This is a genomic window from Escherichia sp. MOD1-EC5990 (assembly GCF_002965285.1).
Lineage (GTDB): Bacteria > Pseudomonadota > Gammaproteobacteria > Enterobacterales > Enterobacteriaceae > Escherichia > Escherichia coli_F.
This window is the reverse complement of record NZ_PTRV01000017.1, coordinates 16474-39517: the sequence shown is the minus strand read 5'-3', so window position 1 is coordinate 39517 and position 23044 is coordinate 16474. Positions and strand designations below refer to the sequence as shown.

16 protein-coding genes and 1 tRNA gene are annotated in these 23044 nt (G+C 45.6%); 11 read left to right on the top strand and 6 right to left on the bottom strand.

The window, feature by feature from the left end:
* Positions 1–152 precede the first annotated feature (152 nt).
* The 3 genes from ytgA (at position 153) to lptG (ending at position 2448) form a co-directional block, all read left to right on the top strand.
* Positions 153–203 carry a protein YtgA gene (gene ytgA / locus BEB42_RS26780; protein ID WP_211180521.1) on the top strand — a complete coding sequence of 17 codons (51 nt, stop codon included), beginning with the start codon at positions 153–155 and terminating at the stop codon, positions 201–203.
* 62 nt (positions 204–265) lie between these two features.
* The gene (gene lptF, locus BEB42_RS18230) at positions 266–1366 is read left to right on the top strand and encodes an LPS export ABC transporter permease LptF (RefSeq protein WP_000584112.1); all 1101 of its coding nucleotides are present in this window, start codon (positions 266–268) and stop codon (positions 1364–1366) included.
* A complete protein-coding gene (gene lptG / locus BEB42_RS18225) occupies positions 1366–2448 on the top strand; it encodes an LPS export ABC transporter permease LptG (protein WP_001295681.1) in 1083 nt (360 codons plus the stop codon). The genes lptF and lptG overlap by 1 nt, the downstream gene beginning before the upstream one ends.
* Before the next feature lie 160 nt (positions 2449–2608).
* Here lptG and BEB42_RS18220 read toward each other — a convergent pair whose 3' ends face one another.
* From BEB42_RS18220 to idnD, 5 genes are all read right to left on the bottom strand, one after another.
* Complete coding sequence (locus BEB42_RS18220) at positions 2609–4111, bottom strand: helicase HerA-like C-terminal domain-containing protein (RefSeq protein ID WP_001424443.1); 1503 nt, start codon at positions 4109–4111, stop codon at positions 2609–2611.
* A gap of 77 nt (positions 4112–4188) precedes the next feature.
* Positions 4189–5187: a DNA-binding transcriptional regulator IdnR gene (idnR, locus tag BEB42_RS18215; RefSeq protein WP_001309159.1), complete on the bottom strand. Its 999-nt coding sequence runs from the start codon at positions 5185–5187 to the stop codon at positions 4189–4191.
* Positions 5188–5253: 66 nt separating this feature from the next.
* Entirely contained in the window at positions 5254–6573 is a 1320-nt protein-coding gene (idnT, locus tag BEB42_RS18210) for a gnt-II system L-idonate transporter (protein WP_001128335.1), read from the bottom strand.
* A gap of 64 nt (positions 6574–6637) precedes the next feature.
* On the bottom strand, positions 6638–7402 hold the full coding sequence (idnO, locus tag BEB42_RS18205) for a gluconate 5-dehydrogenase (RefSeq protein WP_000998695.1): 765 nt from the start codon (positions 7400–7402) through the stop codon (positions 6638–6640).
* 23 nt (positions 7403–7425) lie between these two features.
* Complete coding sequence (gene idnD, locus BEB42_RS18200) at positions 7426–8457, bottom strand: L-idonate 5-dehydrogenase (RefSeq protein WP_001197410.1); 1032 nt, start codon at positions 8455–8457, stop codon at positions 7426–7428.
* A 216-nt stretch (positions 8458–8673) separates the two neighbouring features.
* On the opposite strand from idnD, the gene idnK reads away from it, so the two are divergent.
* Positions 8674–9237 (top strand): gluconokinase, encoded by a 564-nt coding sequence (idnK, locus tag BEB42_RS18195; protein ID WP_000896741.1) that lies wholly within the window; start codon positions 8674–8676, stop codon positions 9235–9237.
* A 3-nt stretch (positions 9238–9240) separates the two neighbouring features.
* Here the strand turns inward: idnK and ahr are convergent, their stop codons facing one another.
* The gene (gene ahr, locus BEB42_RS18190) at positions 9241–10260 is read right to left on the bottom strand and encodes an NADPH-dependent aldehyde reductase Ahr (protein WP_000061766.1); all 1020 of its coding nucleotides are present in this window, start codon (positions 10258–10260) and stop codon (positions 9241–9243) included.
* A gap of 195 nt (positions 10261–10455) precedes the next feature.
* On the opposite strand from ahr, the gene BEB42_RS18185 reads away from it, so the two are divergent.
* From BEB42_RS18185 to BEB42_RS18155, 7 genes are all read left to right on the top strand, one after another.
* Positions 10456–10540 (top strand) — tRNA-Leu (locus tag BEB42_RS18185).
* Between the two features lie 199 nt (positions 10541–10739).
* Complete coding sequence (locus BEB42_RS18180; protein WP_001219052.1) at positions 10740–12008, top strand: tyrosine-type recombinase/integrase; 1269 nt, start codon at positions 10740–10742, stop codon at positions 12006–12008.
* Positions 12009–12217: 209 nt separating this feature from the next.
* Positions 12218–13867 carry a DNA phosphorothioation-dependent restriction protein DptF gene (gene dptF, locus BEB42_RS18175; RefSeq protein ID WP_001274541.1) on the top strand — a complete coding sequence of 550 codons (1650 nt, stop codon included), beginning with the start codon at positions 12218–12220 and terminating at the stop codon, positions 13865–13867.
* A gap of 4 nt (positions 13868–13871) precedes the next feature.
* A complete protein-coding gene (gene dptG / locus BEB42_RS18170) occupies positions 13872–15197 on the top strand; it encodes a DNA phosphorothioation-dependent restriction protein DptG (RefSeq protein ID WP_000283231.1) in 1326 nt (441 codons plus the stop codon).
* Positions 15178–20241 (top strand): DNA phosphorothioation-dependent restriction protein DptH, encoded by a 5064-nt coding sequence (gene dptH, locus BEB42_RS18165; protein WP_000114123.1) that lies wholly within the window; start codon positions 15178–15180, stop codon positions 20239–20241. The genes dptG and dptH overlap by 20 nt, the downstream gene beginning before the upstream one ends.
* Positions 20238–21443, top strand: a complete 1206-nt coding sequence (locus BEB42_RS18160) for a DUF262 domain-containing protein (RefSeq protein ID WP_000700898.1) — start codon at positions 20238–20240, stop codon at positions 21441–21443. The genes dptH and BEB42_RS18160 overlap by 4 nt, the downstream gene beginning before the upstream one ends.
* Positions 21434–23044: an ATP-dependent nuclease gene (locus BEB42_RS18155; RefSeq protein ID WP_000021429.1), complete on the top strand. Its 1611-nt coding sequence runs from the start codon at positions 21434–21436 to the stop codon at positions 23042–23044. The genes BEB42_RS18160 and BEB42_RS18155 overlap by 10 nt, the downstream gene beginning before the upstream one ends.

Below are 23044 nucleotides of genomic sequence, written 5' to 3'. Positions count from 1 at the left end.
CACTACGCTCCTGAATCTTAAAGACAACGGCGGTGGCTACAGATAGAATTGCAAGCTTTCGTAACTCATGTCCGCTGTTGCGATGACTTCGTGTTAATCTTAACGTTATTACGGCATTGGCACGTCAGAACAAAATCTGAGAGGTGAATCCGTTGAGTATAATTATCTTAGCGACGATTTCGACGACTCAAGAGAATAAATGACGTTTAAGCCATGAAACAAGCTAAAATCCTGCAAAAGACGAGTTTTTACGGGCGTATTTAAAGTGATAATCATAAGATATCTGGTGCGGGAGACGCTCAAAAGCCAGCTGGCGATACTCTTCATCTTGCTTTTGATCTTCTTCTGTCAAAAGTTAGTGAGGATCCTCGGCGCAGCGGTTGACGGCGATATTCCGGCGAATCTGGTGCTCTCCCTTCTCGGGTTGGGCGTGCCGGAAATGGCGCAGCTTATCCTGCCATTAAGCCTGTTCCTCGGGCTGCTGATGACGCTGGGCAAACTGTATACCGAAAGTGAAATTACGGTAATGCATGCCTGCGGCCTGAGCAAAGCGGTTCTGGTGAAAGCGGCAATGATCCTTGCGGTATTCACTGCAATCGTCGCGGCGGTTAACGTGATGTGGGCGGGACCGTGGTCATCGCGTCATCAGGATGAAGTGTTAGCAGAAGCGAAAGCGAACCCTGGCATGGCGGCGCTGGCGCAAGGGCAATTCCAGCAAGCGACTAATGGCAGTTCGGTGCTGTTCATCGAAAGCGTTGACGGCAGCGATTTCAAAGATGTGTTCCTCGCGCAAATTCGACCAAAAGGTAATGCACGTCCTTCTGTGGTGGTGGCCGATTCCGGACATTTAACCCAGCTGCGCGACGGCTCCCAGGTCGTCACTCTCAATCAGGGAACGCGCTTCGAAGGCACTGCACTGTTACGTGATTTCCGCATTACGGATTTCCAGGATTATCAGGCGATCATTGGTCACCAGGCGGTGGCGCTCGACCCGAACGATACCGACCAGATGGACATGCGCACATTGTGGAACACTGACACCGATCGTGCCCGCGCAGAACTGAACTGGCGTATCACGTTGGTGTTCACCGTGTTTATGATGGCACTTATGGTTGTACCGTTGAGCGTGGTTAACCCGCGTCAGGGACGCGTACTGTCGATGCTGCCAGCCATGCTGCTGTATCTACTTTTCTTCCTGATCCAGACCTCCCTGAAATCGAACGGCGGTAAAGGTAAGCTGGACCCGACGCTGTGGATGTGGACCGTTAACCTGATTTATCTGGCTTTGGCGATTGTTCTCAACCTTTGGGACGCCGTGCCGATCCGCCGCCTGCGCGCCAGTTTTTCGCGTAAAGGAGCGGTGTGATGCAACCTTTTGGCGTACTTGACCGCTATATCGGTAAAACTATTTTCACCACTATCATGATGACACTGTTCATGCTGGTGTCGCTGTCGGGCATTATCAAGTTTGTCGATCAGCTGAAAAAAGCCGGGCAGGGGAGTTACGACGCGTTAGGCGCAGGAATGTATACCTTGCTGAGCGTGCCGAAAGATGTGCAAATCTTCTTCCCGATGGCGGCTCTGCTTGGGGCGTTGCTTGGTCTTGGGATGCTGGCGCAGCGCAGCGAACTGGTAGTCATGCAGGCTTCTGGTTTTACTCGTATGCAGGTGGCGCTGTCGGTGATGAAAACCGCCATTCCGCTGGTCTTGCTGACGATGGCGATTGGTGAATGGGTCGCGCCGCAGGGCGAGCAGATGGCGCGTAACTACCGTGCGCAGGCGATGTACGGCGGCTCGTTGCTCTCTACCCAGCAAGGTTTATGGGCGAAAGATGGCAACAACTTCGTCTACATTGAGCGGGTTAAAGGTGACGAAGAGTTAGGTGGCATCAGTATCTATGCCTTTAACGAGAATCGTCGTCTGCAATCCGTACGCTATGCCGCTACCGCGAAGTTTGACCCTGAACATAAAGTCTGGCGTCTGTCGCAGGTTGATGAATCTGATTTGACCAATCCGAAACAGATCACCGGTTCGCAGACGGTGAGCGGCACCTGGAAAACCAACCTCACGCCAGACAAACTGGGCGTGGTGGCGCTGGACCCGGATGCACTCTCTATCAGCGGTTTGCACAACTATGTGAAGTATCTGAAGTCGAGCGGTCAGGATGCCGGACGTTATCAGCTCAACATGTGGAGCAAAATCTTCCAGCCGCTATCCGTGGCGGTGATGATGCTGATGGCGCTGTCGTTCATCTTTGGCCCACTGCGTAGCGTACCGATGGGCGTGCGTGTGGTCACTGGTATTAGCTTCGGTTTTGTCTTCTACGTACTGGACCAGATCTTCGGCCCGCTGACGTTGGTTTACGGCATCCCGCCGATCATCGGCGCACTTTTGCCAAGTGCCAGCTTCTTCTTAATCAGCCTGTGGCTGTTAATGAGAAAATCGTAACCTGATGAACGAATAAAGGGAGCGAAAGCTCCCTTTATTATTGTTAGCAAAGTGTGCTTCGTTCATGCCTGAAAAATCATGAAAATTCAATATATTGCAGTGGTGTGGGCATGATAAGGCGCGCCAGCGTCGCATCAGGCAAAGACAAATCGCACCTGGCTTACCTTCTTCTCCCCCCCAGCAAACTCCCCAACATCCCGCGCACAATCTGATTCGTCACCTGGCGGGCGGCGCTTTTTGCCATTGTCTGCACCACACCATCTTTCTTCCCGCCGCGTGGTCCAGTAGTGCCAAACAAAATATCCTTCAATCCACCGAGAATACCGTCATCCACCGCCACCTCTTTCCCTTTCGCGGGAGGATTATTTTGCTGCTCGGTACTGGCCTGAAAGCCTTTTTGCAACATCTCATAGGCGGATTCACGGTCCACGTCATCCTCGTACTTGCCATACACCGGGGAGTGATTAATCAAGCCGTTACGCTCATCTTCCGTCACCGGCCCCATTCGCGAACAAGGCGCGATAACCATCGCCCGTTCCACCACTGAAGGACTTCCTTTCGCATCGAGAAACGAGATTAACGCCTCACCGGTCCCCAGTTCCTGGATTGCCTTTTCGGTATCAAACGCCGGATTGGCCCGCATGGTTTGCGCCGCAGCTTTTACTGCTTTCTGATCTTTGGGCGTAAAAGCCCGCAAAGCGTGTTGAACGCGATTACCTAGCTGCCCGAGCACATTATCCGGAATATCTGACGGGTTTTGCGAAACGAACCAGACGCCCACGCCTTTTGAGCGAATAAGCCTTATCACCTGCTCAATCTTATCCAGCAGTACCTGTGGCGCATCGTTAAACAGCAGATGTGCTTCGTCGAAGAAAAACACCAGTTTTGGTTTCTCCAGATCGCCCGCTTCAGGCAATTGTTCATACAACTCTGAAAGCATCCACAGCAGGCTGGCGGCGTACAGTTTCGGCATCTGATAAAGCTTCTCGGCGCTGAGGATATTGATAACGCCTTTACCGTTGGCATCGGTACGCATCCAGTCTTTGATATCCAGCATCGGCTCACCAAAGAAGTGTGCTGCGCCTTGCTGTTCCAGCGATAACAGCCCGCGCTGGATGGCACCAACCGATGCGCTACTGATATTACCGTACTGATTCTGGAAGGATTTGGCGTTATCGCCGATGTACTGGGTAATTGCCCGCAGATCTTTAAAGTCGAGCAGTAACAGCCCCTGATCGTCAGCAATGCGGAAAATGATATTCAGCACGCCAGATTGCACATCGTTGAGATTCAACAGCCGCGCCAGCAACAGCGGCCCCAGATCCGAAACCGTCGCCCGCACCGGATGGCCCTTCTCGCCAAAGATATCCCACACCACCACCGGATTAGCATGCGGTTGCCAGTCATTTACGCCGATATTTTTAAGCCTTGCGAGCAGTTTTTCCGACGCCGTTCCTGCCTGCGCGATGCCGGTCAGATCGCCTTTCACATCGGCCATAAACACCGGAACACCGATTTCCGATAGAGACTCCGCCAGTTTTTGCAGCGTGACAGTTTTACCCGTCCCCGTTGCGCCAGTAATCAGCCCGTGACGGTTAGCCATTCCCGGCAGTAAAAATAGTTCTGTGTCCGGCGTGCGGGCAATTAACAGGGGTTCGCTCATGAGATATCCTCCAGTTTCCTGCCTGGAGTATAGGCAACGTCCGGCAAAGAGAATACGTGTAATGAAGAGAAAATAACCTAAAGCGTGTTGCCGTGATAAATCTGATACCCGAGGTCAACAGTGTTGTGGTTGTGATCGTTATTTTTAATTTTGCTCAGCAACATTTGGGCGGCCATCCGACCAATATCAAAACGGGGAGTAATTACGCTGGCGAGGCTTGGGATCATTTGCCTGCCAATCTCCAGCCCATGAAAACCCGCAATGGAAATTTGTTCTGGCACGGCGAGGTTTCGCTCGCGGCACAGCAGAAGCGCACCCATCGCAATATCGTCATTGGTGCAAAATACACCGTCTAAATCCGGGTTTGCGCTAAGGGCATCACGCATTAACTGCATTCCTAAATGAATGGATGAGATGGCGCGTGGATTCATGCGTAATGGGGAAAGATTATGCAGCATCATCGCATCGCAATACCCCTGATAACGCTGTTCATCGCGGGTGTCATCTTTGGAACCGAGATACAGAATTTTGTGCCTGACTCGCTTCTCCAGCATGGTACACACCATGTCAAAAGCGGCCTGCCGATTATCAAAACCGACCTCCATATCCAGCCGTTCTCCCTGTACATCCATCAATTCCACGACCGGAATGGTGGCTGAACGCAGAAATTTCACCGTCCTGATGGTGTGATATTTTTCCGAAAGTATAATCCCGTCAATGTTATAAGAGAGCAGGTTAATCACCGACTCTTCTTCGGAATCGCGATCGTAATTGTAATTAGCAATAAGGGTCTGATAATTATGCTCAGAGGTGACGGATTCTATTCCCGCGAGAATGTCAGCGAAGAGTTGATTTTGAAATGACGGAATCAAGATACCGAGGGTATAACTTTGTGCATTCAACAACATGCCGGGAGCGCGATTAGGGATATAATTGATCTCTTCCATAATTTTGGCGATGCGCTCGCCTGTTTCCTTTGCCACCTTTTTCGGCGAGCGGATATAACGACTCACGGTCATTTTTGTTACGCCAGCCAGCGTAGCGATATCCTGTAAAGAAATTCTGTGATTGCGCATAACTTCTCCCAACGTCGGGGGAATCTTCAATCTTCCCCCGAAACTACATCACAATATTTTATTCTTTCAGTGCAATACGGCGTTAATGGCTAACACGCCCAGCAAACCCATAATAGAAATAAGGGTTTCCATCACCGTCCAGGTACGCAACGTTTCACCAACCGTCAGATTAAAATACCCTTTAAATAGCCAGAAGCCAGGGTCGTTTACGTGTGACGCGATCACGCTGCCCGCACCGGTTGCCAGTACCATTAAAGCGGGATCGGCATGGGTAACGTTGATAATCGGCAACACCACACCCGCGGTGGTAATGGCCGCGACGGTGGCAGAGCCCAGAGCGATACGCAACAGCGCCGCAACAGTCCAGCACATCAATAACGGCGAAAGCGTAGTTCCGGTCATTAAGTGTGAAATATAGTGCCCGACACCGCTATCTACTAATACCTGCTTAAACGCGCCGCCGCCAGCGATAATAAACACAATCATCGCGATAGCGCCTATAGAATCCCCAATGATATCCATGATTTGCTCGATGGTGCGTCCATTACGTCGGCCCAGTGTGAAAATCGCAATAACAATGGCAATAAACAGCGCAACGGCAGGGTTACCGACAAATTCAAAGAAGAGGCGCACGGTGTTAGTTTTCGGTAACGTAATTTCACAAACGGCGGCGATAGCCATCAGGATGACCGGGATCACGGCAGCGAAAATACTGTTCCAGAAGGAGGGCATCTCCTCTTCGCTAAACAGATGAGGATTAAATAAGCCTTCCGGTGGTGCTTTCTCAAAGCGAGTTAGCAGTTTAGAAAACAGCGGTCCTGCGACAATAACTGTCGGAATGGTAATGATAAATCCATACAGTAAAGTCGTTCCGAGATTAGCCTCAAAGATAGTCGCGATGGCAGTAGGCCCTGGATGTGGCGGCAGAAAACAGTGGGTTACAGAGAGCGCTGCTACCATTGGTACGCCAACATACAACAGGGGTAATCCTGATGATGCTACGATGGTAAATACCAACGGCAACAGCAGGACAAAACCCACTTCAAAAAACATGGCGAGGCCCACAACCAGACCAGTGATCACTAGCGCCCATTGCACGCGTTTTTTACCAAAAGTAGCAATCAGCGTAGTGGCGATACGTTGTGCCGCACCCGTATCAGAAATCAGCTTGCCTAACATGGCCCCGAAACCGAGGATCATTGCCAGCCCACCGAGCGTGCTGCCGATACCATTTTGTATAGAGTGCAGGACGGCCTGTGCATCCATCCCTTCGGCAAATCCGACGACGGCAGCTACCAGAACGAGGGCAATAAAGCCGTTAACTTTAAAGCCGATCATCAGGATAAGAAGCAGCGCGACGCCTGCCGCAATAATGATTAATGGCATAGTCTTTATCTCTTATTAGTGCCAGAAAAGCAGCGCTTTCGCGCTGCACGTAGGGTAGTAGGTGTTAAACAGCCACTAACATGCCGCCATCAACAAACAACAGGTGGCCGTTTACGAAATCAGAGGCTTTTGAAGAAAGGAACACCGCAGCACCAATCAGTTCCTGCGGATCTCCCCAGCGTGCGGCGGGGGTCCGTTTGCACAACCAGGCGGTGAAGGCTTCGTCCTCAACCAGTGCTTTAGTCATTTCTGTTTTGAAATAGCCCGGCGCAATACCGTTGACCTGAATATTGTGGCGCGCCAGCTCGACGCACATGCCGCGGGTGAGCATTTTTACCGCCCCTTTCGATGCGGCATAAGGGGTGATGGTGTCACGTCCCAGTTCGCTTTGCATCGAGCAAATATTAATAACTTTACCTGCCTTGCGTTCAACCATGTGACGAGTTACTGCTTGCGATACCAGGAACACGGCGGTCTGGTTTACTGCGATCACATCATTCCACTCTTGTTCAGGGAACTCAGTAAAAGGATGACGGCGCTGGATACCGGCGTTATTCACCAGCACATCAATGGGGCCGATGTCCTTTTCGATATGTTCAACGGCGGCATCAATTTCATGTTTATGAGTAACATTAAAAGGTGCGGCAACGGCCTGAATACCCTCCTGGTGGAGTTTTTCTACAGCAAGTTCTGCGCGTTCGGCAGTAATATCATTAATAATTATTTGTGCGCCATATTTACCCAGGCCGGTTGCCAGTAAAAAGCCAATGCCCTGTGCTGAACCGGTAATCAAGATATTTTTTCCTGCCAGTGAAAATAGATCGTTCATTGTATTATTCCTTTATTTATCTCTTAGAAAACAAGCTGGACTTTTGCTGCCTGGGTTTTATCACCGGCGAAACGTAGCGCCTCTTCCAGGTCAGTGAAGGGATATTCAGCACTCAGTAAAGGCAGTGGATTGATAACGCCATTCGCCAGCCATGACACTGCGGTATTAAATTCGCTGGTAAAACGGAAAGAGCCTTTGAGTGAAATCTCCTTACCAATCAATGTCATCATTGGGAATTCTGCCATCGCGCCTCCCATACCTACCTGCACCATTACGCCGCGTGCACGAGTGACCTCCAGACAGGTATTCACTGATGAAGGATGACCGGACACTTCAAAGCTGACATCGAAATAGCCTTTTTCCGCTTTCCAGTGATCCATGTCGTCGTTTTGTGGGTTTACGAGCACATCCGCCCCCATCTCTTTACCCAGCGAAAGGGAACGGGGACTCACATCGGCACAGACAATTTCCGCGGCCCCCAGTGTTTTCACAGCACTGACAATCAGGCAGCCAATGGGCCCAACACCAGAAATAAATACTCGCTTGCCCTGTAACTCGCCGGCCTGATGTGCGGCATGAATCGCGACGGCTAAAGGTTCGGCAAAAGCCATAACCTTTTCGTCAGCTTTGGCCGGATAAGGGACACATTGCGACGTTTCGACCATTTTATAACGGGTAAAACCACCATCAACATGAGGGAAATACATGGCACTGCCAAAAAAACGCATATCTGTACACTGATTCTCGTTATGTTCAATGCAGTATTTGCAGTGACCGCACGGTTTAGACGGATTAATGGCTACCGTTTGCCCTTCATGTAATTCTGATGAGTCGCTATGAATAACTTTACCGATAACTTCATGACCTAACACCATCGGTGCCTTTATCATGAAATTACCTACTTTTCCTTCCTGATAATAATGTAAATCGGAACCGCAAATTCCACCTCGGGTTATTTGTACTAATGTTCCATTATTATTCCAATCTATCGTCTGCTCGGTAACGGCAACAGTTTTCTTGCCCGCAACAACGCAGGACTGTGTTTTCACTTGCATAAATTCCTCACTGGTCAGGTAGACACCTCGGAAGCATTTAAGCGGTTTTAATTGTTATTATTTGTGATGAAGATCACGTCAGAAAATTGTTACATTACTATGTTACGCATAACGTGATGTGCCTTGTAATTCTTATCAGCAGAAATAAAAAAACGTGAAATTATTATGCCACCAGGCGTAGTATCGCAGCAGGTAAGATGATTCAGGAGATTTTAAATGGCGGGTGAAAGCTTTATTTTGATGGGCGTTTCAGGGAGTGGTAAAACATTAATTGGTAGCAAGGTTGCCGCGTTATTATCTGCTAAATTTATTGATGGTGACGATCTTCATCCAGCCAAAAATATAGATAAAATGTCGCAGGGTATTCCATTATCTGATGAAGATCGACTTCCCTGGCTGGAACGCTTAAATGATGCTTCATACAGTCTTTATAAAAAGAATGAAACAGGATTTATTGTCTGTTCATCATTAAAAAAACAGTATCGTGATATTTTACGCAAGGGTAGCCCCCATGTTCATTTCCTCTGGTTAGATGGCGACTATGAAACTATTCTCGCGCGAATGCAGCGTCGGGCTGGGCATTTTATGCCGGTAGCGTTACTAAAAAGTCAGTTTGAGGCACTGGAGCGTCCACAAGAAGATGAACAGGATATTGTGCGCATTGATATCAACCATGATATTGCCAATGTCACTGAACAATGTCGGCAGGCTGTGCTGGCGATACGACAAAACAGAATATGTGCGAAAGAGGGCAGCGCCTCAGATCAGCGCTGCGAATGATTTTCAAAAATCGGCTTTCAACACCACGCGGTAACGCGCCTTACCGTCGCGCACATGCTGGATGGCGTCGTTAATTTTCGACATCGGGAACAATTCGGTAGTCGGCGCAACCTTGCTGCGGGCGGCAAAACGCATCAGCTTACGCAACTCATAAGGCGTGCCAGTAGCAGAGCCAGAGACACTGCGATCGCCCGCAATTAACGTAAAGGCCGGAACAGACAGCGGCGTGAGAACCGCACCGACCGTATGGAAATTACCGCCATACGTCAGCGCCTCAAAATAAGGCTGCCAGTCGAGGCTGACGTTCACAGTATTGATAATGAGATCAAACTGCCCCGCCAGAGTTTTCAGTGCCTGCGGATCGCGGCTATTCACCACTTTATCGGCACCCATCGCCAGTACTTCCTGCTCTTTCGCCGGATTTGAACTAAAGGCTGTCACCTCGCATCCCATTGCGTGCAGAAGTTTTATAGCGATATGCCCCAGCCCGCCAATACCAATTACCCCAACGCGGCTGGTAGCAGTGATATGGTGCATCAATAGTGGTTTAAAGACCGTGATACCGCCGCACAACAGCGGCCCGGCGGACTCGATATCAATATTTTCTGGCAGTGGAATCACCCATTGCCAGTCCGCACGCAACTTCTCGGCAAAGCCACCGCGATTCATAATCGTCGGCACCGCACCTTGCTCGCAGTTGATCTGATTACCGCTAATACAGGCGTCGCAGTGACCACAGCTACGCGCCGTCCAGCCAATCCCGACACGCTGACCGACCTGCAAACCTTTATCCTGCGCGGCGCTCCCGAGTGCCACCACGCGCCCAATCACCTCATGCCCGGCAACCAGCGGATACTGTGAAAATCCCCATTCGTTATCGATCATCGACAGATCGGAATGGCAGATCCCGCAGTAATCCACCTGCACTTCAATATCTTGTGGCTTCAGCTCACCGGGATCGTACTCATAAACTTCCAGTTCGCCGCCCGCTTCTTTTGCGGCATAGCTTTTTATCATCGACATTTTTTGGTCCTTCTCTGGTGTTGTCTGGGAAGTGTAGAGCATGGCAGGGCGGGGTGCCTGGAGTGTGACAAAGGTTACACATCGCGGTATGCAATGCTGAAAATTTCAGCACTTAGCGAGGTGCGAGCAAGCTGGCGCTTGCATGGTGGTGCGTGACAGGTATAATTCACAACGTTTTCCGCATACCTCTTCAGTGCCGAAGTGGCGAAATCGGTAGACGCAGTTGATTCAAAATCAACCGTAGAAATACGTGCCGGTTCGAGTCCGGCCTTCGGCACCAAAAGCATGTAAATGGACCTCAACTGAGGTCTTTTTTTATGCCTGAAATCCCCGTCATACAAGGCCTTCCGCGATTTTCCTTTCAACAGAAGTCAATCTGAGTCAACCCACATCAAGTCGCTTGTGAGTATAGAACCGAGTATATATGCTGGTTCGATAATGGTTGTATACTCACAGCGGCACATGGAAGGAGAACTTTTATGGCTCTGACAGATACTAAAGTACGTTCTGCGAAACCGCAGGAAAAGGAGTACACCCTAGTCGATGGGGATGGCATGTTTTTGCTGATTCATCCCAACGGCTCAAAATACTGGCGGTTCCGCTTTCGCTTCGGTGGCAAGCAACACCTGATGGCTTTCGGTGTTTACCCTGAAACTTCACTGGCTGATGCCCGTCAAAAAAGAGAAGAGGCTAGGAGACTTGTTGCTGCTGGAATCGACCCTCGCGAGCATAAACGTGCTGTGAAAGAAGAACAGGCGAAAGAGGCTATTACCTTCGAGTCAGTTGCCAGAGAATGGCACGCTACTAATAAGAAATGGTCCGAAGAACACAGCCGAAGGGTATTGAAGAGCTTAGAGGACAATTTGTTCTCGGCAATTGGCAGACGAAGTATCGAAGAGCTAAAAACTCGTGACCTGCTTGCACCCATAAAAATCGTGGAAGCGACAGGCCGCTTTGAAGTTGCTTCTCGCCTTCAGCAGAGAACCACAGCAATCATGCGCTATGCGGTACAAAGTGGGCTGATTGATTACAACCCGGCTCAAGAGATGGCTGGCGCAGTTGCTTCCAGTAACCGTGTCCATCGCCCTGCACTTGAGCTGAAACGTCTACCTGAACTGCTCCACCGAATTGACGGTTACACGGGACGCCCTTTGACCCGCCTGGCTGTTGAGCTAACCTTATTAATCTTCATTCGTTCCAGTGAATTGCGCTTTGCCCGCTGGTCTGAGATCGATTTCGATACGGCAATGTGGACGATACCGGCAGAACGAGAAGCTATCGAAGGAGTGAAGCACTCTCAACGTGGTTCTAAAATGCGCACACCTCATCTGGTGCCATTGTCTCATCAGGCTCTGGCAATCCTCAAACAGGTTCACAAGCTTAGTGGCGAGCGCGATTTTGTTTTCATTGGCGATCATGATCCGCGTAAACCGATGAGTGAAAACACGGTGAACAAGGCGCTGCGCGTTATGGGTTATGACACTAGGGTAGAGGTTTGTGGGCATGGTTTCAGGACTATGGCATGTAGCTCGCTGATTGAGTCAGGGCTGTGGTCGAGGGATGCGGTAGAGCGTCAGATGAGCCATATGGAACGTAACTCCGTTCGAGCGGCTTATATCCATAAGGCAGAACATTTGGATGAGAGAAGATTGATGTTGCAGTGGTGGGCGGATTTTCTAGATGTAAATCGCGAGAAAGTGATTAGCCCGTTTGATTTTGCCAAAATTTTTGCGTCGTTAAAGCGCTAAAGCTGTGTAACAAAAATAGAGCCTACCGTCACACTTTGTTAAGTAGGCTCGTTGGTCAAAGTTGCAACAATTTCATGATGGTAGCTGTCCGCGCATTGGTTTCAGGTAGTTCTGCAGAGTATTGAACGTACCTGGAGAAAAAGGCATATGGTGCTCAATTGTTAGCTTGTATAGAATAAGGATATTCTTTCTTTAGAGAACATGAAGTTATGAGCGCGATCACATTACGTAAAGCGTTAGGTGTACTTGCGAAGTCATCTTCGTTTTCCGTAACCACAGAAACTCATCGGCAAAAGGATGTGTTCGATGAGCTAAAAGAACAACTCTTTGTTAAACAAGAGATTGAAGAAGAGTTACAGCGTTATCTGGATACAGCTACTCCCGGTGAGATCATTTTTCTATGCGGAAGTAGTGGAGACGGGAAATCCGAAATTTTAACCCGCTGTAAGTCAGATCCACAATATCAACAGAAGTTTAGTTTCCATCTGGATGCGACACATAGCTTTGCGCCTCAACAATCGGCTATCGATGCACTGAATGATTTATTTGAAAATCATCATTCGCAATCATACCCGCTCCTCATCGGTATCAACACCGGGATGCTAGCCAATTTTGCCAGAGAAGGTTCTGAGTCCCATATGGCTATCCGTGCTGCTATTGACTCATTCTTGTCAGCGCAACAGGAAGGCCAGCGTCCTTACCGCAACGAAAATTGTATATTTTTTGATTTCGAACATTATCCAAAGTTCGAGTTTGACGAAGAGCGGGAATACTCCCCTTTTATCAAAAAATTAATGAATCAATTAACGGGGAATGACGACAAAAACCTGTTTTACACAATTTATCAACGTGATGAATCAATAGGACATGATTTAAAAACCGTTGCTAACTTTAAACTACTGTGCATGCCCGGTGTTCAGAATGTTTTAATAACACAGCTATTTAAAGCCCGATTAATAAAAGATCAATTTGTTACCACAAGAACCTTATTGGATTTTTTACACCACCTGCTGACAGGGCCTGGGTACCTGTTTGATAATCTGTTTAATGGTGCAGAGAATGATCTAATTAAAAAGGTTTCTGATTTTGATCCTGCCAGATTGCATACATACGAGATTGATCAATTTATTTTGCGCTATGAGCTTGGATTAGTTGATCCCGAACTGGATGATTTTCTGAGTACACTTGCGAAATTACATCTTACGTTTGATCGTCAATGTGTTAAGCCTGGTGACGCAGCTTCATTAATTAGACTTTTCTGGCTACTACAACATGAATCTTTAGGGAATAACTATCACAAAAGGTTCTCTGTATTCTTTAAAGAAGCGCTCTTTGAGCGTTATTCAGAGATTTGGCATCTGCATAAAAACTATACCGCAGATCCGGAACAAAAAAGAACACTAAACCGCTTTTACTCTTTCGAGCTTATCGCTGGTATTCAGCGTTACGCAAACCGTAAAGCACCTGAACTGAGTACCCAAAAAGAAGAGTTCTTTTTAGGCGAATTTGGTGGGATTAAAATCACAGCACCTGTTGCGCTGAAACCGGACTGGGATTCAATTCTCAAGAAAAATACAGCCCATACAACTTGTTTCGATATCTATTTAAAAGTAGGACAAGATCCGCTAGATCCGATTCGGATCGGTCTTAATTTATTTGAGCTATTGAGCAAACTAAATAATGGCTATCGCCCTAATAAGTATGATAAAAGTGCGATTGTCTTACTGGACGAAATCGTTGAACTAATCGCAGAAAAGGCAAAATCCAGCAGCGAAATCAAGTTTTATGATGGCCTAAAGCGGGTCTATAGTGCAAGAGCGGACGATGACATGATTACTATCAGCGGCATGGAGGGATAACATCATGTATCCCATTGCAACAAATTTAAAAGTTAGTAATAACCAGCTGGATAGCTACCTTCCAATACGTAATAAGAATAACAATATTGACTGGCAAATCGTCACAGGTTTAGTACTGAGCTATGCCGTGAAGTATAAAATCGATACATACAGTCTCGAGCAGTTTCGCGAGGATTGTAAAACTCATCTGCAAATATTGATCGATGAACCTGCGTTCTTGTCCGTGCTGGAACGGATGTATTTTTCCAGTCAGGATATTTTTCGTGTCTCCCCGCTGTTCTTGCTGTTCCACGCTCAGTTTGATGGTGAAAAGATAAGTGCAGGCTCGACTGCCGACAAACGCCTTGGAACACTGTTTGCCAATTTGATGAGAGATTTTAGCCTTAATAACCCGATACAAGATAAGTTGAATTTTATTGAAAAAGAGATGCTGAATAAGCTCAATAAAAAATTAATCCGACTGGGTGAGGGGCCATTTGCAAAAGAACAACCTTATTTACCCTATCTGGTAACGTGTTTTCAGTCTGATTTGGCGTTTCTGGCAGAGCACCCACAATATCTTTTGCAGGAGCTGACCAATACTCTACGTTTGTATGCCTTTAGTTGGTGCGCACAACTGGCGCTCAATCTGGACAACTGGCAAGACGGCGAGCCGCAGAGTAAATCATTGTTCTTTATCCTCGATACTGAAAAAGCTAGCTCCGAACGAGATAAAATAAAGCTCTTCGGCTATAAGTGGTTTGCCCGCCAAAGTGAAAAATTATTCCCCGTACTCTCTGCATTAGAGGTATTACAAGTAAAAGGTGAGGAAAAGCGCCCTCTTTGGCAGGTATATCAAGATTGCTTAGGTTATTCAGATACATCGAATCGAGTACTAAATGAACTCAATAATTATATACAGAAGTTCATTAGTAAGGAGGAGCGAGACCTTCCTGAACGCGATCGTGCTACAAACCTGGAAGATGCCTTTAAACAGCTGTTATCTGTTGCCGTTGAACAGTTTCAGGGTAAGAAAACCGAGCGAGCAGCGGTAAATCGCAAATACATCAACGAGCTGGAAAGCCAGATTTGCACTGACTTCATTCAGGTTCGTGGCCGAGCGGGGAAAGTGCTGGTACTGAACCAGGATCGACTACTGCTACTAACTAACCTTACCGTGGGTAAAAACAAAAAACTCCGTCTGCATGAGCTGCTACGTGGTTTTGAGCAACGCGGATTTTATCTGGATAACCAGTCTACACAAATGCTGGTTGCGTTTTATGAACGCATGGGAAATGTGGAGAGAATGAGTGACAGTGGAGACGCCGTATATGTCCGTAAAACAGTATGAAACCTATCTGGCAGAAACCTTCATTGAATGGGTTAGCAGCATCATCCAGCCTGGTGAGCGCTACCAGTTTAAATCTCCCGATCCGGATAACGCCTTAAAGCTCTGGAAGGCTTTCGACTCTTTAGCAAATGGAAATAAACTAGAAATTGCACCGGAGCAATTTCTTACCTACGTCCAATGTAATAATATCCAGCTTATTCCGGTACTGCACGGCACCACTACCCCTGCATTCACAGAAAACTATATTTCTCATTTACGCGATCAGGTTTCTGGCCGCAATGGCATTTTTGCCCAGACAGCGTTGTTGATTATCCACAACAGCATGCTGGATACCTTACTCAATAGTACCAAAGATGTCGCTGCACCGGATGCTATCTGGCATCCAGAAACCTTCCGTCACCAGCTCGAAAAGTTAATCACAACGGACAGCGCCCGTTCTCAAGTATCCCGCTGTTTGCTGGGCGATCAGTTGACAACAATATTGGATGAAGGCGCTACGGTTTTTGGATTTTCATCGTTATACCGTCTGCTGGACGACGGCAATCTGGATTTCTCAGAGCTAAAGTTATTCAACGATAATAACCTGCTGAATTTTAGTGATAAGCAGTTGCGCGCCCGGCTCAATGAAAACCAAAAGTTATATCGCCAGATAGAGGACAGTGTTGAACGCTACAGCGGGCAACTGGAGAATGTACTAACTGAATTTAGTGCAAAATTCATTCAGGAGCATTTCGTTGACAATGACGATTGGCGTGAGCTTGATTTCTCCGTCTACCTGAATGAAAAAGCACAAAACAGTGAACAGAAACTGGTGTTGGAAAACATTACTGCTGAAAACGGTGAGGTCTGGCAAAGAGCCAAAAGCACCAGTAAAGCAGGTAAACGAGATATCAGTGTCCTGGTTCAGGTTCTACCGGGGCAGTCACAAGTTGAGCTGGAGTTTATCTTCCAGGGTAACGACCTTCAGGACAATCAGGTAAAAATTGCTCATCATCGTCCGTTACAGAAAGAACGATTCTGGCGTACTAGCCGGCTCGGGGGGAGAAACTCTAAGATACTGGCATCAGTGCCTTTTGATGGTCGGCCCTGCTTCTTTAGCCTCGAAATCATTAACCGCAATAACTCAGCAGAAGAGTACAAGTTTCGCCTGCTGTTAGTTGAACAAGGGCAATTCTGGCTTAATGAAATCCAGCATTGTTATCGTATTGAACCTGGTAAAGGTCAATTAACTCTGCAACTGGAAGATAATGAGTTACGTATTGCAGAGTTCGGCGACAAGACCTGTTTACTTGATGAAGAAAGTGATGATGTTGATTGCCGCCATTATGCACTCGTTAATTTTGAAACGCTGGCGAATCAAAGTGAGCTGATCAAATTTACCTTGATTTCAGGTGACTCCCGTTTACTGTTTAACATCGAAGGCCCAGGAGCAGAGGAAGGATTAACACTGCCTCTGCTTTTTGATCAGGGTCGTTTCAATAAACTCTTTAAAGAAGAAGGGAATGCAACCTGGAACAAGTTGAAAGGTCGCGTCATCCTGGACAATATCGAACATAATGTGGTTGGTGTTCGCCAGCAGTTGCTTATGCAAGAGTACGCCCTGATCGAGCGTAATCTGCTCAGCACTGGCAGTAATGGTAGTGAGTTTGCACTGGATGAGCTTCTGGCGAGCTATCCCGACCTCCATAATGCGTACCACCAATTGTTCGTTTACTATCAACGTCGAAATACCCTGCCGAGTCTGGTGTCATGGTCAGCAGAATATCGTGTATTAGTCAGTCACATGATCGCTACTTTTGAACAGGCATTACAGCAAATCAGTCTAAGCAGAGCATTAACCATCCAGGAAAAACGTCTGTTACATCTGGGGATTTGCCGCGGCGACGATTATGAACGTCTCTCGCCTCTGCACCCATTGGTAATGGCTTATCATTTACAGCTAGCTGAAACTATTATCGCCGAGCCCGGATACCCCACATCAGCTTCCTTCGCTTCATTACCAGAGATTACTCTAGATCGTCTGGTCGTCTCTGGCCTAATGCCATTTGTGTATCATAGCGAACATGAATACGCACAGTTACAACCGATGGTAGAAAACCGCTTCTGGATAGATATTGTTCCCCAGCGCCAGATGAGCCACGAATATGTTAAGCGTCTGGTGAAAGACAAGCTAAACGAATTTACAGATGCCTATTCTCGGCTGTTCCAGAGTGCAGGAAATAATGCCCTGGTTATTAATGCTATTAATATGGGAGAAGCCAGAGAGCTATTCCTGGGACTGGTAGATTATTTTAAGCAGGAAAAAGATAACGCAATTTCGATACACGTAAACTGCTATGACGAACGTCTGCTACCCAATGCCTTTGACCGCTTTGCCGAAAGCGGCAGCTATGAACAACTTAAAAATGATCTTGGTCTGAACAGCGGTGCGTGGCGTTCTGAAGCCGATATGTTGATCGATCTGCTTCGCAGTCGCTTAACATTCAGCAAATTTATCCTGCCACCGGAAAGCGATCAACTGGCTTACGCCCATCTCGCATTTTTCACCAACACCGCACCGGTTGATTGCCGCCAAATTCGCATTGAGGATGCTGCCAGCGGGGTTTTATGTCATGGCTTGATTGCTGGCGAAGGGGCTGAAACACAAGGCGATGCTTACTTTACCGCGTTTGGTCTGCGTAATGTCGATACTGAATCGTCTTGCGCCCTGCGTCTCGCCCGCTTGTTAGGCTGTCTGTGGCAACCGGCACGGCAGAGCAACAGCCAGTACCACGGTCAGGGAATTAGTCTGGCTGTGAGCGGTAACTTTAAGCAACTGCTGAATCGCTCTTATGATAGCTCTCTCTGGACCACAATTATCGACCCTAAGGTCACACTCGATTTCTTTACTAGTCAAAAAGATGTCGTACTAATTCATTACTCTGACCAGTACACCAGTTGTGCTGGTTATGACGCCGTAACTGTCACAAAACAGGTTGAGTTGTTCCTGCGTCTCCTTCAAACAGGACAATCCACCGTTGATAGCCAGCAACTACTTGCTGAATTTAATGCCTTTAACGGTGAGTGGCTGTTAAAAATGTTGCGTTCAAATGAAAAGGAGCGCAAAGAAAAACACGGCATTATCGGTGCATACAAATTCGTACAGTCTATGCTGCTCCAGTCAGATATTTGCTGGATTCCACTGTCAGTAGCTGAGATGATCCGCGTGTCCGGCAACGTCGGGCTGAGAATGAAAGAAAGCGATTTATCGCGCCATTTACAGGGTTATCAGAAAGGAGCGATCTCTGACGATGTGCTCTTTGTCGGTTTCAAAGATAACAACCTGTATCTGTTACCACTTGAAGTAAAAACAGGAGCTCGCCCCGATTACAACCATGCGGGGCAGCAGGCCCGCGAGCTAAAACGCTATTTACAGCAAGATATTCTTGGGCCGAAAACTCTAGCATCACAACTATACCGGGCACTTTTTATCCGCCAAGTATTAATGCAGGTAGAGAAGTTGCGTCTGTATGGTGTACTGGATAACGACAAGCTATCCCCTCTGCTGGAACGACGTGAATGGTGGCTCACTGGCGACTATCAGTTAGGTGAGCTTGCTGATTATGCAGAAGGCTTTGTGGTAGCTCATGTAGACAGCGGAACCTGTTTTGATCTCTCTTATAAAGAAACGGCAGAGAATATTCTACAGATCGAAATCCCCTATTCATTGCTTCCATCGTTAATTGCAGCACAAGGTGATCAACCTCCACTAGCTGAACGCTATCGGGTGCCGGAAAAATATCTGCTCAAACCAGAGTGTGATGTCAATTCTTCACACCCAGTACAGGTAGCAACAACAACTGAGCCGCCGCCCATTTCTGCGCTGGAGCTTCCACAACCTGAAGCATCGGCACTAACCCCCAGTAATGTCCGCAATACACCATTACAGATCTTGTTTGGTCATGATGCTGTGCGTCAGAATCCATTGTACTGGGAACCAACCAACACCGCTAAGTTCATGAATACTAATACCGGCATTATTGGAACAATGGGCACCGGGAAAACCCAGTTTACTAAATCGCTGGTTACGCAACTGATGCGCAATCAGTCCTACAACGTTGACGGTAAACCGATTGGCTTGTTGATCTTCGACTATAAATCCGACTATGTGGATGATGCGTTTCTTGAAGCTACGGGAGCTAAGAGGTATCAGCTATCGTTGTTACCTTACAATCCGTTATCGTTATTTGGTGATATGCCCATGTTACCGAGGCATACGGCCATGGCATTCGCTGAAACGATGGGCAAAGCGTATAACCTTGGCGTAAAACAACGCATGAAGCTGGTTACGTTAATAATGGAGTGCTATGACTTAGCAGGAATAGTGCCTCATGATCGATCAACATGGAATCGTGTAGCACCGACTATTGAAGATGTGTGGCAGCAGTACCTGGCACAAGAGAAGGTCGACGAAGATTCATTATATGCTGCACTTTATAATCTGGCTGGTTTCCAGATTTTTGAAACGGATCCAGAGAAGATGACCAGTTTGTACGATCTGGTTGATGGAGTCACAGTTATCGAACTCGCTGGTTATCCATCAGAGATTCAAAACCTGGTAGTTGCACTGACACTGGATCTTTTTTATGCGCAGATGCAAAAGCGTGGGAAACCGACGGTGCGAGGTGATTATCGCCAGTTAACCAAAATGATTCTGGTTGATGAAGCCGATAACTTTATGCGCCAGGATTTTGCCAGCTTGCGTAAAATCCTTAAAGAAGGCCGTGAATATGGTGTAGGGGCGATTCTATCAACACAAGAAATTACTCACTTTAAAACAGGCGAGAATAATTATGCTTCTTATATTCTCACTTGGGTAATTCATCGAGTTTCTGAGATTAGGAATTCGGACATTAAGGCGGTATTTAACATTGACGATAAAAGTGAGCAGGAGTCTTTAATGGGCCAGATACGACAACTTGAGAAGCATTTTAGCCTGTATATAGATGGAAATAAAAAAGTTAGGAAAATGCGTGATAAAGCATTCTGGGAGTTAATGAAATGAAAATAAATACTACAGATCCAGATTTGAGGACTATATTTTCTAGGATTCATGAAGGAAGTCTAGATCTCCAACCCGATTTCCAGAGGGCGGAAGTCTGGCAACTTCCGAAGAAAAAACTTTTAATCGATACTATTCTAAGAGGGTGGCAGGTTCCACCTGTCCATGTTATTTTAAATGAAGATTCCTATATTCAAGAAGTTCTCGATGGACAGCAACGATTAAGTGCCATAAGAGATTTCATGTATAATAAATTCAAAATAAATGGATTAATTGAACCTATTGATGATGATATCAAAGAATTAGATGGATTAACTTTTGATAAATTACCTCAAAGAATAAAAAACAGATTTGAACGGTATGCCATTCGAGTATTTGAGATTGTTGAATACAATCAGGGAGAGCCCGGTGAACTATTCAACAGATTGAATGAATCTCTTAAATTAACTTCAGCAGAAAAGAGAAATGCTTATGTTGGCGATTTAAGAAACCAGATAAAATCTCTCGTAGATTATATGTCGGATTGTGGGCTTGACAAGCACTTTCTAGGCTTTAGTAATCAAAGGATGGCATACCATGATCTTTTCATTAAACTTTGCTACATGCTTGAGAAGGATTCATTGATTGCTTCTTATACAGAAAAGCAATTAAACGACAGGGCTCGTGAAGATGAGCCTTTTGATAATTCAATCATAGAACTAGTAAAAAAATCCATTTTAATATTAAGTAAGGCAAAGAAAAAGATTGATAGTGAAGAAAGTAAGGTTCATATAACAAAAGCCACTTTAACTTCATGGCTTTATTTTTTTTCAACCATTTTAAAATCGAATTATAATTTAGACGATAGCCTTAGTGATTTCTTTTACCGCTTTGAAAGTGGTAGATTCGTTTTCAGAGAAGAGGGAGTGTTGGATGGATTGTTTTATTGTGAAAATAAAGATGAAGTAAAGGAGTTATTGGAAGAATTTAATTTTAGGGCTGTATCAAGAGTAATGACTGGTACTTCCTTACTCATCAGAGACTTTATAATATCTCTATTTTTCTTGAAGAGTGACCCCAGTAAAGCAGATGTGTTCAATACGATGAAAAAAAATAATCTAAAAACTGCGCATAGAGCACTTTATCATGAAAATGAAAAGAATCTGATAAGCGTCGTCAACAATTATGCAGATTCTGTTTTAGCGGGGGTAACTACATGTCAATAGAAACAATTAAAATGGCAAAATTAGCTGATTATTGGAATCATGTGGCAAACAGGAAAAAGTTTAATATTAAAATATGTAGTTTATCCATTAAGAATGTACCACTCTTTGAAGATGCTGATATTACGATAAACTCAGCTTTAACCTCTATATGTGGAAGAAATGGCATTGGTAAAACGTCGTTATTGAAACTTATCTATGGTATACTGTCGAAAGATATATGTAATGTTGGGATTTTTAGCTCTTCTGATATTGATAATATCTCCATTGATATAATAATTAATGGAGAGAAACAAACTTTCACTTCGTCTTTGGGTGATGGACTAAGAAATGTTGAATATTTTGATGCTTCATCAATGGCATTAAAAATCATAAACGAAATAAACACATCGCCAAACAAAAATGGATGGTTCAATACATCAAATTCTTATCATTTGCTAAATGAAAATCTTTTTTTTGTTCAGAAAATCACAGGCAAGAAATATGAGTATGTAAAAGTTAATGAGGTAGAAGGAATTATTGATGATTTAACTTTCCCATACTTTGAGGTTAAAGAGGTTAACAGTAATATAGTTTATACGTCAGAGAGTATGGGGCAAGGAGAACATAAGTTACTTATAGCAATCTGGAAACTTATTTATACGGAAAAAAATTCAATCCTCTTCATTGAAGAGCCAGAGAGTTTTATTTGCCCGGTAAGCCAGAAAAATTTCATGGATTTTTTAGCCTACACAATCGATACTAAAAAATTAAATGTTTTGATGGCTACTCACTCTGAACACATACTCAGCCCTCAAGGCTTAAACTCAGTATTAGTCTTAGCTAAAAAAGGCAAAAAATATACCATATCAAATTGTGGATATAATTATAGATATTTCAATGCACTGGGTTTAGCTCCTGAAAGGAAAAATATTTTCCTGATAGAGGATGACTTTGCAAAACTTGTACTTGAATATATCTTAAAAATAAAAAACACACATCTTTACTCTACATGTTACTTACATAATCTACAAGGTGAATCTAATATACAAAAAGTATCTGAGCATTATAAAGATAGCTCTGGCCTGAACATAGTATCTGTTTACGATGCCGATCAAGTTAAAAGCAGAGGAATAAATTCAGATTGTATTAAAAATGTTTTCCTACCCTCAGAAAATAATTTACCACCAGAAGCAGAAGTTATAGAGTGTATAAAAAATAACATTCAGGCTTATGCTGCAAAATTAGGCGTGGATGCCGATTATCTTGAGGGCGAGTTCGATGCTATGACTTGTGATCATCATGATTTTTTCATTGAGCTGTCTAAAATCTTATCGGATAAGCATTTATCTACCTTAAAGGGTTTTGCAATTGCTCTTTGGATTGAAACTAACGAATATGAGATAGAAAAATTCTTATATTGCTTAGAAAATATCAATAATGAATTCAGGATCGAACTAAAAGAGAAAAGTGAGAATGAAAATTACCGATATGCTGAGGTTGCTAACGGACGCTTTAAATTTAAAGTGGACAGCAACTTCAATTCTTGCAAGTGTGGTTCACATTTAGCTACGCTGATACATTCGCCTGATGCCGGTGAATTAATTTTAAAATTAGCAATATGA

What these genes read in the sequence shown, in the direction of transcription:
- lptG (WP_001295681.1), top strand. Translation starts at nt 1,366, where the DNA reads ATGCAACCTTTTGGCGTACTTGACCGCTATATCGGTAAAACTATTTTC.
- BEB42_RS18220 (WP_001424443.1), bottom strand. Translation starts at nt 4,111, where the DNA reads ATGAGCGAACCCCTGTTAATTGCCCGCACGCCGGACACAGAACTATTT.
- idnR (WP_001309159.1), bottom strand. Translation starts at nt 5,187, where the DNA reads ATGCGCAATCACAGAATTTCTTTACAGGATATCGCTACGCTGGCTGGC.
- idnT (WP_001128335.1), bottom strand. Translation starts at nt 6,573, where the DNA reads ATGCCATTAATCATTATTGCGGCAGGCGTCGCGCTGCTTCTTATCCTG.
- idnO (WP_000998695.1), bottom strand. Translation starts at nt 7,402, where the DNA reads ATGAACGATCTATTTTCACTGGCAGGAAAAAATATCTTGATTACCGGT.
- idnD (WP_001197410.1), bottom strand. Translation starts at nt 8,457, where the DNA reads ATGCAAGTGAAAACACAGTCCTGCGTTGTTGCGGGCAAGAAAACTGTT.
- idnK (WP_000896741.1), top strand. Translation starts at nt 8,674, where the DNA reads ATGGCGGGTGAAAGCTTTATTTTGATGGGCGTTTCAGGGAGTGGTAAA.
- ahr (WP_000061766.1), bottom strand. Translation starts at nt 10,260, where the DNA reads ATGTCGATGATAAAAAGCTATGCCGCAAAAGAAGCGGGCGGCGAACTG.
- BEB42_RS18180 (WP_001219052.1), top strand. Translation starts at nt 10,740, where the DNA reads ATGGCTCTGACAGATACTAAAGTACGTTCTGCGAAACCGCAGGAAAAG.
- dptF (WP_001274541.1), top strand. Translation starts at nt 12,218, where the DNA reads ATGAGCGCGATCACATTACGTAAAGCGTTAGGTGTACTTGCGAAGTCA.
- dptG (WP_000283231.1), top strand. Translation starts at nt 13,872, where the DNA reads ATGTATCCCATTGCAACAAATTTAAAAGTTAGTAATAACCAGCTGGAT.
- dptH (WP_000114123.1), top strand. Translation starts at nt 15,178, where the DNA reads ATGTCCGTAAAACAGTATGAAACCTATCTGGCAGAAACCTTCATTGAA.
- BEB42_RS18160 (WP_000700898.1), top strand. Translation starts at nt 20,238, where the DNA reads ATGAAAATAAATACTACAGATCCAGATTTGAGGACTATATTTTCTAGG.
- BEB42_RS18155 (WP_000021429.1), top strand. Translation starts at nt 21,434, where the DNA reads ATGTCAATAGAAACAATTAAAATGGCAAAATTAGCTGATTATTGGAAT.